Source organism: Microcystis sp. LE19-84.1B (genome assembly GCF_027531875.1).
Lineage (GTDB): Bacteria > Cyanobacteriota > Cyanobacteriia > Cyanobacteriales > Microcystaceae > Microcystis > Microcystis panniformis.
This window is the reverse complement of sequence record NZ_JAPZSR010000444.1, coordinates 1-8908: the sequence shown is the minus strand read 5'-3', so window position 1 is coordinate 8908 and position 8908 is coordinate 1. Positions and strand designations below refer to the sequence as shown.

The following is an 8908-nucleotide window of genomic DNA, read 5'->3' as shown; positions in this document are numbered from 1 at the left end:
ACGCACCCTACAAGATTGCGATTGCTACCCAGTGCCTTCGGTATCGTACTTAAACCCACAGTTTCAATCAATGTGCATGGTGCGTTCCCCAAAATCGATCGCTGGAGCAATAGGAGCCATATTAGGGAACGCACCCTACGGCTGTATAACACTTTCCAGCGTAATGTTGGTCCGCTTGAAGGGGCTGAGCCTACTGTATCCCAAAGAGTTTCTTGGCGATGATGTTTTCAATCAACCCCACATCTTTGTTTTCCTGGTTGCTGAGCACAATGATGACAACCTGCTCGTCCAGATAGCGCATTACAATAGATGCAAACCCTTCAATATTGCCCCCATGTGAAACAACTGCCCGATTCAGATCTGTTCCGATGGCCCAGCCGTAGCCATACGCCCAACCACCGCTATCCGGCATTGGCGCTTGGGGGGCGAACATTTCGTCCAGATAAGCCTGTGAAGTCAATTGTTCGGTGGATAGCGCGTTTTCCCAAGCGTAAAGGTCTCCAATCGTAGAATACAAAGCGCCAGCGGCATAGGGGATGGACATATCAATGTAATCCGCCGGAAGGGTGGAATATTGATCCTTATAACCCACTGCCAAGCCGTTGGCATTGTGATCATATCCGGTATCGCGCAGATTCAGCGGGGTGAAGATGGCTTGTTGCAAAAAGTCTTCGTATGTTTGGCTGGAGACTTTCTCAATGATGAAACCTAGCACAATGTAGCCGGAGTTGCTGTAGCTCCATTTCCCGCCCGGCTGGAAATCCAAAGGCAAATCTTTGAAACGCGCGATGGTTTGCTCGGGGGACGAAGGGGTGGCCCGCGAACTCTGGTAGTCACGCAACGCCGTGAAATCCGGGATGCCAGAAGTGTGCGTCAGAAGATGGTGAATCGTGATGGCTTGCCATGTAGATGGGCAATCAGCAATATACTTGCAGATGGGGTCTTGAACCTTGAGTTTGCCTTGCATCTCCAACATGAGAATGGCCATCGCTGTGAATTGCTTAGTGATGGAACCCAGCCGAAAACGGGTTTGAGCCGTGTTGGGGGTCTTCTTCTCCCGATCCGCCAAGCCGTAGCCCTTACTGAGCAACACCTTGCCCCGCTGGCCAATGAGCACTGAGGCATTGAGAAGGCCCTTGTCGGCCAGATTCTTCAGCATGGTATCAATGCTGGTAATGACATCCGGCGAGATGGCGGTGGGGACCGGGGTGGTCGGAAAGCTGGTGGCCGTTGGCGGCAGAGGTATAGCGGTGGGTGAGAGAACGGTGGAGGTGGGAGGCGGCAACGTGGGCGTCGGTGGGGATTGTGGCGCGCAAGCCGCCATCACTAGCAGAATTCCGCCTAGAGTTAGACGAACAGTATTCTGTTGCATGACGAAGCCTCTCTTTCTTTGTGATGGAGTATAGTTTATAGCAGCCCAACGGTAAAGTGCGGCGGCGGCAGGTAGCCTGAAACGCTCAACCGATGACTCTCATCCTTCCGCTGCCACGCAGTGTTAGCTGGCTTTCCTCGCCGCTTCCTCCTGACTATACTACAACCTTATTCTTTACTCTCTAGCAATACTTGAATGATGCGGCGGGATATGCGGAAGTTCGTTTGTTGCAATCGAGCAATAGCGTCTGAAAGCTCGACAAAACCCTGACTTGCAGCATCATCTAAGATTCCAAGAGTGCCGATAATGGGGATTCCACGATCGCTGGCTATCTGTCGCCCCAAGCGTTCATCGATAATCAGCAAATCTGCTGGCAAGGTTTGAGCCAGACTAATCGCTGCCTGTTCTCCAGGATCAAGGGCATCAAGAGTTTCATCTACCACGGAAACGGTTTGAACCGTAAACCAAGGTGGAGGATTGGCGATCCATTGCTGAAGGACGAGTGGCGCAGAGGGATCAACCATTTCATCTCGAACCACGTCAGGGACGATGATTTGCTGAAACAAGCGGGGGAGCAAGTCGATCTGGTTAATGAGGAGTAAATAGTTGATGGGTGAGGTATCAGAAACGACGATCATGAAGCACTATTGGTGTATTTAACACGCAGTTGACGGAGAGCTTCGCAATCGCGCTCTAAATCGGTTTCATCGTAGTGTAAATCAGCATTGTGCTGTTTCAGAAAGTCATCTACTGCCCAACGAGACGGTAGCTCAAGGATACGCCCAACCTCTGCACTGGTAATTTTTTCTACTTGATAGGCTTGTATGACTAAGGCTTCTAAAATCTCACGAGCAAGGTGATCTCGGTTAAAATGTTGAACCAGTTCATCGGGGAGATTGAGGATAATTTGCATAGGGTTGGTACTAGAAAAATCAATTCGTAGGGCAATTACTTTAAGTCTAGTATAGCTAAAATCCATAGTTTCAACTTTGTGATGATGATGTCACCTGCCATTAACTCTTGTCATTCAGAATCTTGTTGATAGTGAGAGAGAATTATATCGGCTTGACTTTTGAGAATATTTCTACGTTCAGTCATTGGTAACTTCAGAAAAGCAAGACGCTGTTTTAAGGATGGAGAGATAGCTTCGGTGGTGGAAGAATCAGAACTAACTTCTTCAACCAAAATAACTACCTCAACAGTTTGTCCTACAGTCAGATCTGGAGATTCAATTTCAATTCTATTTCCCGGTAGGACTTTTGCTGTCGTGTACAAAGTTGATTTAACCATTTTAAGCCTTCTCTTTAAGTATTGTTGTTAATGTAGCTTATTAAGATCGGCGACCGCACTTAAACCCACAGTTTCAATCAATGTGCATGGTGCGTTCCCCAAAATCTATTAGTGGAGCAGTAGGAGCCACATTAGGGAACGCACCCTACAAGATTGCGTACTGCTACGCAGTGCCTCAGCTTCGCGCGTCTCCGACGGCGGCATCGCACTAGCTTTGGAGCATAATGATCGAGTTCACCTACATTTTTGATCGTAGCGGAAAAATGTCAGGTACAACGATTTGTTATACCTTATCTTTCTTTGTCAGTTAAATCAATATATTCAGTTTGTATTCGTTTATTCTTGATTAGTATTCTAAAATACGGACATTTCCCATTTACTGATAAATCTTTATCATCATTCCCTTTCCTAAATTTAATTATTTCAAATTGGTCGGGATTAAATTTATGTAAAAATGTTATTGGCACCCCCATATATCCCTTATAGTCTATTGGTATATCTTGCGTTTTATTAACATTAATTCCATCATAATTGTCATATTTTGGATATTGAACTTCGTTGCCAAAATATCTTTTTGTAAGTTTTATATCTTCGTGCCGCTTAAAATTATCTAAATTAGTAAGCCATAAACAATTGTTCGGTGAGATTATTCTATTACCAGAGTTATCTATTCGAGTTTCTGTTCCATATAGTTCATAGTGTTCAGGTACAATAAAACCTGAAATACCTCTACCAAGATTTATTCCTAACCACGCCTTGTTTTCTTTAATAAGTTTGAAAATTTCTTTATAGGTTATTGCATTAATATTTCCAATTATCAAAAACTTTTTATCGTATTTAACCAATTGAGCTACATACTCTCTGAATAATGAAAATGGGGGATTGGTAACAACAATATCGGACTGCTTTAATAGTTCAATGCTTTCCGAACTACGAAAATCACCATCTCCATTAAAGTAAACTAGGTCAGTTGAACTTGGTTTGTTTTTTTCGCCTTCTGTACCTGTATATTCAAAGAAAAAACCTTTTTCATCTTCTTCTGTATTAAATAAATTTTTTACTTGCTCTCTATAACAAGATGTTATTATTTTTTTAAGACCTAATTCCTTGAAATTTGAGGTAAAATAATTTAAAAAGTTACTAATTCGGGGGTCATCGCAATTGCAATAAACTACTTGATTTTCAAAATGACTTTTATAATGCTGTAATTCGCTTTCTATATCTGAAAGCTGTGTATAAAACTCATCACTTTTTGATTTCTTAGCTTTTTGTAACAATTCATTTGTTGCATTTCTTGCCATTTTCAACCTATTTTGATTTAATAAATCTTTGTTTTAGTTATTTACTTTTGGTTATCTGATTAAATATCTCACTGCCTAATACTTTAAGAGAGGTTTTAGAAATTTCAAGCATAATATCAAACATTTTTTTGACATCCCATTTTTCGCCATTTCCTTGTGTGTATATAGAAGTTGCTTGAAGCATAATTGTTTTATCTTTATGCTTGACAAACTTATTTTTACACAAATTGGTATTAATGGGCATTCCATAATTTGCAGAAGTTAACCTATCTAATCTATTTAGCGTTCCTGAATTGTATTCAAGCGTTACAACCCTTCCATCGGGTCTTTTAATTGAAATAGTTTCTGTTAAAAAATTTGAGCCTTCCAGAAATAATACATAGGGAAAATGAGATTCAGATAACATCAAATTAGCGATTTCAGATATGTTTTTATGGGTTCTTTCTATCGCATTACCGGCAGCCATCAAATCTTGATCATTTTTTGCTCCTACAAGTTTTCCTGCTTTGATGTTTTCAATGTCTTTCCCCTGATGTTTAGCTTCCGAAACTAAAACGATTCTCCAATTACCGTTATCATCTTTTACTTCTATTATTCCACCATCGGGTATAATACTTTAATTTGATACAAAAAGTGTTTGTCCTAATTCAGGGTCAATTTTCTTTAATGCTTCGTTTATTTCTTCTTTTTTTATGCTCTTTTTGTATTGAAAAGATAATTGAGGAAAATCCTTTTCAAGCTGTTCAATTACAAAAAGTGAAATTTTTCCAACAGTTATGTCGTGTGATTTTGCTTCATCTCCAAATATACCAACCACACCTTTAGACTCTTTATGTTGATTCGTTAATCTTTTTGATTGATTCTTTTTAGTCATATTGTGCCTTTTCTTTACTTAAATCTTCCACTTTCTGCTACAGATAATGTATCTATAACTAAAAATTATACGCCAACTTTATGTATAACACTCTCCAGAGTAACGGTATGGGTCAACTTTCGCTATTCTATTTAGGCGCAATCACAAGAAGTTTTCCGTATATCACGCCCAAAAGCGTGTTAGCCAGATTAGCCCACATCGCACTTTAACCCACAGCTTCAATCAATGTACATGGTGCGTTCCCCAAAATTGATCGCTGGAGCAGTAGGAGCCACATTAGGGAACGCACTCTACGGCGATAGGGATTTGCTGAAACCGAGCTCAATACATATTGCTTTCTCTATTTCTTCCCAATAAACGTCTTCTAAAACACCCTGTTTATTCTTAATTCTTTGAGAATCTACAGCCCTCATTTGACTTAAGTTGATGTATCGATCTCCGTCTAGTCCATTCTGCACTGTCGGGGTAATATTGACAACAAAAGGATAAGTCCTTTTCCCTGGCAACAATGGAGCAACTACTGTCGTTGTTCCATTTTGATTGCCAATATCGTTTTGTAAAATCAGGCAAGGACGTTCTTTATCGGTTTCATGACCAACAGCGGGTTTCAGATCGATCCACCAGATCTCTCCTCGCTTATAGGTTAGTCTTCCATTAGGCATTTAGACCGTCGCCCACTGCAATATCCCAGACAGAGATTTCTGCTTGCATCTCTGGATCATTGGCCTGATCTTTATAAGCGTCTTCTAGCTCTTTCATAAAAACCCTTCTCTTCTCTTGCCAGAGAACATCATTTATGAAGCTGCTACGATTGCTTGCTAGTCGATCTACAAATTCCAAAACTTCGTCGTCTAAGGTTATGCTAACTTTCTTACTCATTGCCATAAACTGTTTACGACAGCTTGGTAGGATTAGATCATCATACTAACTAATCCTACATTAATTGTCAATGCTTGCCTCTGATCTGTAAGTAGATTGAATGCCTAACGACATCTAGGGGTGCTACCCAATGCCTTCGGTATCGTACATGGTGCGTTCCCCAAAATCTATTAGTGGAGCAGTAGGACTTACATTAGGGAACGCACCCTACGGCAATGACTGACGGGAGCAAGCAATTAATTTCTAATTTTAAGCACTTGCATAGGAGTCAAACGTCTTTGCTCTGTCCTGTCAAAATCTTGATCAAAACTCACAATAGTAGCTTTTTCAAGCTCGGCAGCAACATATTGGTAAGCATCATCAAAATCCAAGCGAAAGAGATCCATTATTTCTACGACTCTCTTCATTTGGTTAGCAGGAACACCGATCAGTACAACACCAGCATCAATCAAAACGTCATCCACAAATTTGATAAAAACGTCTCTTTGATTCAGCCGATTACAGATCACCCCGATAGAATGTAAAGTAAAATCAGTCATACACATATCAGAGGGTGAGAGCGTATCAAGTAGCTCCGCAACAACCTCCGCCTGTCCTTGTCCTAATAAACGTTCTAGCCAAATATTCGTATCCAGAAGAAACACTAGCCATTTCTCCATTCAACTGCAAGATGCTGTAACTCAATTGATGTGTAATCGGTTTTAAGCATCCCTGCCCAGTCTTGACGGAGTTTGGGTCTTATGGGTTGGTTAGATTTACTTAAAAGTGACTCTACAAACGTTTGTACTTCAACCTTTAACTGGGGCGATAATTGTCTCACCAGTTCTTCTAGTGATTTTGCTGATGTACTCATGTATTTTACCAATTCAACTTTTTGTAGTAGTTGATAACTAATCTAGCACCAGTCTAGCATAGGATTTGATGAGAAATAGCACTAATCTTGAAAACCCCTATAACCCAGTATAGCGCCCTAAAGCAATCCCTCCAACCCCATCTAGGGGTGCTACCCAATGCCTTCGGTATCGCACTTTAACCCACAGTTTCAATCAATGTACATGGTGCGTTCCCCAAAATCGAGCGCTGGAGCAGTAGGAGCCACATTAGGGAATGTACCCTACAGCGATCAGCGATCTGAGGAGTCTCTCTGGGAACGGCTGACATACTACACAAGCAATCAGCAGGCGTTGCGGCAAGTTCTTTAAATTAGACCTTCCGACCATCCTTCATGAGAGCTATGCCCTGACGGGTCAGAGTAGTTAGCACCAGAAGGAGTATTACTATGTCCGTCATCACTACTTGGATCGTAAGAAGCAGGTGAACTCATACTGCCAGAAGACTCAGAGCCCCATTCCTGAGAGCTATGTCCAGATGGATCAGAGTAGTTAGCACCAGAAGGAGTATAACTATGACCATCATCACTACTTGGATCGTAAGAAGCAGGTGAACCCATACTGCCAGAAGACTCAGAGCCCCATTCCCCAGAGCTTTGTCCAGATGGATCAGAGTAGTTAGCATCAGAAGGAGTATAGCTATGTCCAACGTCACTACTTGGATCGTAAGAAGTAGGTGAACTTATGCTGCTGGGTGAATCAGCACGAATTTCATATCCGTCCGAGGAACTTATAGTCGCATCATGTGGAGTCAAATTTTGTCCACTCTCTGAGAAATCTATGTGAGTTTCATGCCCATCTGGTGAGCATATATTTGCATCGCTTGGAGTAGAATCTTGCTGACTCTCTGAAGTGTTTGGTGGTGGTACATAGCGCCCTTCTCCATCAGAGATATTATGTTCTGGGCTATCTGTGGGCGAGGTTGCTGATCCTTGGTTCGCATCTGATATATCCTGAATCTCACTCCAGAAATCGGATGGAAACCATCGATCAGGTACTTCATAACCTGCTCCCCTCATCACCTCTCCGACTGAATCTACGCAACTACCATCTAGTACACCGTACGGCGTACTGGAAGAAAGCCTTTCCTCAATAGCTTGAACGGCTCCTGCTAATTGACTTTCTGTGATTCCCCAATTAACACTTTCAAATTCCGACCTTCTTGTATCGTCTAGTTCTCTGTTAATGTGTGCCTGACCGTTTTCTTCCCAAATATCTAGATAATGATTTTCCCCAGTTCTTAAATCTCGAACCTCAACAAAGACGTGTCCAAAATCAACTCCGTATTCACCACCAACGGAAAAACTGGAGCCTTCTTCTCCACCAGGAGGCTTATAGTAGACGATAATTTCTCCAACCAAATCATCACCGGGCATGAATTTAGCTCCAAGCTTTTACTTCAAAGTTTTTGGTTCTCAGACCTAAGAAATAAATCCCTTGATCCAAGGGAGGGAGCGTAATAAAACAGTTAATTCTCTTAAGCGATCTTGAAGATAGTAAGCTCTTCTAGCTTCTGCAATTCCTGGCAATACAACTTTTTGGGATTTATCATTTATAAGCTCCAATGTGGCATATCCAGTTATCTTAGAAAACCAATCCTGAACTACGTTTATACCTTTAATACGGTACAATTCAACTATTTCTGTCTTCACGGTAAAAGCTCCTTTGGTAATCTTTATCAGCCCTTTGATAAACTCATATTTTGTGTTCTTTGCACTTTTCACTCCTAAAATAATGGACATACAAATTCTAGCAGCTATTACTAGGGGTACTAGGGGAAAAATCGTGGCTACAATTCTCAATGCTAAATAGGGTGGGGGAGGTGCGGAAAACGGGTCTTCTTGTCCAAGAGTAATAATCGCAAAAACTATAGTTAAAAATACAAAGAAGAAGAAAAAGAAGAAGAAGCTGAGGAGAAATACTTGCCCTAAGGATATGACGACGCCAGATAATACTATGCTAATATGGGAGAAAACCGGCGGTTTAACTGTAAATTCAAGTTCATCAATTAAAGCCAAAGCCCTTTGGGACGCAATAGAATTATCATTAGATAAGAGTTCATAAAATTCAGATTTAGAGAATGTCTCAGCGTTGATAGTTAAAAATTTATTATTTGCAGTCTTATTATCGAGCCGAGACATCCCTTCTTTAGCACCACGATGATGGGTGCATCCCACTTAAGAGCGAGTATAAATACTCATTGAGAGAATTATGAGAGAATAGAGAGAAAAAATCGGAAAAATTTCATGTTAAACATCCCTCCAGAAGAAAAAGCGCAAGTAGAAATATATCTAACCGAGAC

11 protein-coding genes and 2 pseudogenes are annotated in these 8908 nt (G+C 41.3%); 1 reads left to right on the top strand and 12 read right to left on the bottom strand.

All coding sequences use genetic code 11. The annotated features are described in order from the left end of the window. Nucleotides 1-222, top strand: a pseudogene (locus O9324_RS25100) (hypothetical protein); the annotation flags it as partial. Here the strand turns inward: O9324_RS25100 and O9324_RS25095 are convergent. From O9324_RS25095 to O9324_RS25040, 12 genes and pseudogenes are all read right to left on the bottom strand, one after another. Further along, a complete protein-coding gene (locus O9324_RS25095) occupies nt 191-1372 on the bottom strand; it encodes a serine hydrolase domain-containing protein (RefSeq protein ID WP_288141625.1) in 1182 nt (393 codons plus the stop codon). The pseudogene O9324_RS25100 and the gene O9324_RS25095 sit on opposite strands and share 32 nt — an antisense overlap. Nucleotides 1373-1539: 167 nt before the next feature. Continuing rightward, nucleotides 1540-2010, bottom strand: coding sequence for a PIN domain-containing protein (locus O9324_RS25090; protein WP_287632848.1), 471 nt, complete (start codon nt 2008-2010; stop codon nt 1540-1542). Continuing rightward, nucleotides 2007-2351 carry a UPF0175 family protein gene (locus tag O9324_RS25085; RefSeq protein ID WP_002771133.1) on the bottom strand — a complete coding sequence of 115 codons (345 nt, stop codon included), beginning with the start codon at nt 2349-2351 and terminating at the stop codon, nt 2007-2009. The genes O9324_RS25090 and O9324_RS25085 overlap by 4 nt, the downstream gene beginning before the upstream one ends. A 44-nt stretch (nt 2352-2395) precedes the next feature. Then, nucleotides 2396-2662, bottom strand: a complete 267-nt coding sequence (locus O9324_RS25080) for a hypothetical protein (protein ID WP_287629728.1) — start codon at nt 2660-2662, stop codon at nt 2396-2398. Between the two features lie 290 nt (nt 2663-2952). Beyond that, a complete protein-coding gene (locus tag O9324_RS25075) occupies nt 2953-3963 on the bottom strand; it encodes an adenine-specific methyltransferase EcoRI family protein (protein WP_288141624.1) in 1011 nt (336 codons plus the stop codon). Between the two features lie 37 nt (nt 3964-4000). Beyond that, nucleotides 4001-4837, bottom strand: a pseudogene (locus O9324_RS25070) (EcoRI family type II restriction endonuclease). A 290-nt stretch (nt 4838-5127) separates the two neighbouring features. Then, the gene (locus O9324_RS25065; RefSeq protein ID WP_288141623.1) at nt 5128-5499 is read right to left on the bottom strand and encodes a type II toxin-antitoxin system PemK/MazF family toxin; all 372 of its coding nucleotides are present in this window, start codon (nt 5497-5499) and stop codon (nt 5128-5130) included. Next, nucleotides 5492-5716 (bottom strand): type II toxin-antitoxin system MazE family antitoxin, encoded by a 225-nt coding sequence (mazE, locus tag O9324_RS25060; RefSeq protein ID WP_002746763.1) that lies wholly within the window; start codon nt 5714-5716, stop codon nt 5492-5494. The genes O9324_RS25065 and mazE overlap by 8 nt, the downstream gene beginning before the upstream one ends. Nucleotides 5717-5952: 236 nt before the next feature. Further along, nucleotides 5953-6375 (bottom strand): PIN domain-containing protein, encoded by a 423-nt coding sequence (locus O9324_RS25055; protein WP_288141622.1) that lies wholly within the window; start codon nt 6373-6375, stop codon nt 5953-5955. Further along, the gene (locus tag O9324_RS25050; RefSeq protein ID WP_271988263.1) at nt 6360-6569 is read right to left on the bottom strand and encodes a DUF2281 domain-containing protein; all 210 of its coding nucleotides are present in this window, start codon (nt 6567-6569) and stop codon (nt 6360-6362) included. The genes O9324_RS25055 and O9324_RS25050 overlap by 16 nt, the downstream gene beginning before the upstream one ends. 345 nt (nt 6570-6914) lie before the next feature. Continuing rightward, on the bottom strand, nt 6915-7982 hold the full coding sequence (locus O9324_RS25045; RefSeq protein WP_288141621.1) for a hypothetical protein: 1068 nt from the start codon (nt 7980-7982) through the stop codon (nt 6915-6917). 45 nt (nt 7983-8027) lie between these two features. After that, entirely contained in the window at nt 8028-8747 is a 720-nt protein-coding gene (locus O9324_RS25040; RefSeq protein WP_288141620.1) for a PH domain-containing protein, read from the bottom strand. Nucleotides 8748-8908 lie beyond the last annotated feature (161 nt).

Excerpts from the sequence above, each read along its gene's own strand:
- O9324_RS25095 (WP_288141625.1), bottom strand. The coding sequence starts at position 1,372 with ATGCAACAGAATACTGTTCGTCTAACTCTAGGCGGAATTCTGCTAGTG.
- O9324_RS25090 (WP_287632848.1), bottom strand. The coding sequence starts at position 2,010 with ATGATCGTCGTTTCTGATACCTCACCCATCAACTATTTACTCCTCATT.
- O9324_RS25085 (WP_002771133.1), bottom strand. The coding sequence starts at position 2,351 with ATGGATTTTAGCTATACTAGACTTAAAGTAATTGCCCTACGAATTGAT.
- O9324_RS25080 (WP_287629728.1), bottom strand. The coding sequence starts at position 2,662 with ATGGTTAAATCAACTTTGTACACGACAGCAAAAGTCCTACCGGGAAAT.
- O9324_RS25075 (WP_288141624.1), bottom strand. The coding sequence starts at position 3,963 with ATGGCAAGAAATGCAACAAATGAATTGTTACAAAAAGCTAAGAAATCA.
- O9324_RS25065 (WP_288141623.1), bottom strand. The coding sequence starts at position 5,499 with ATGCCTAATGGAAGACTAACCTATAAGCGAGGAGAGATCTGGTGGATC.
- mazE (WP_002746763.1), bottom strand. The coding sequence starts at position 5,716 with ATGAGTAAGAAAGTTAGCATAACCTTAGACGACGAAGTTTTGGAATTT.
- O9324_RS25055 (WP_288141622.1), bottom strand. The coding sequence starts at position 6,375 with ATGGAGAAATGGCTAGTGTTTCTTCTGGATACGAATATTTGGCTAGAA.
- O9324_RS25050 (WP_271988263.1), bottom strand. The coding sequence starts at position 6,569 with ATGAGTACATCAGCAAAATCACTAGAAGAACTGGTGAGACAATTATCG.
- O9324_RS25045 (WP_288141621.1), bottom strand. The coding sequence starts at position 7,982 with ATGCCCGGTGATGATTTGGTTGGAGAAATTATCGTCTACTATAAGCCT.
- O9324_RS25040 (WP_288141620.1), bottom strand. The coding sequence starts at position 8,747 with ATGTCTCGGCTCGATAATAAGACTGCAAATAATAAATTTTTAACTATC.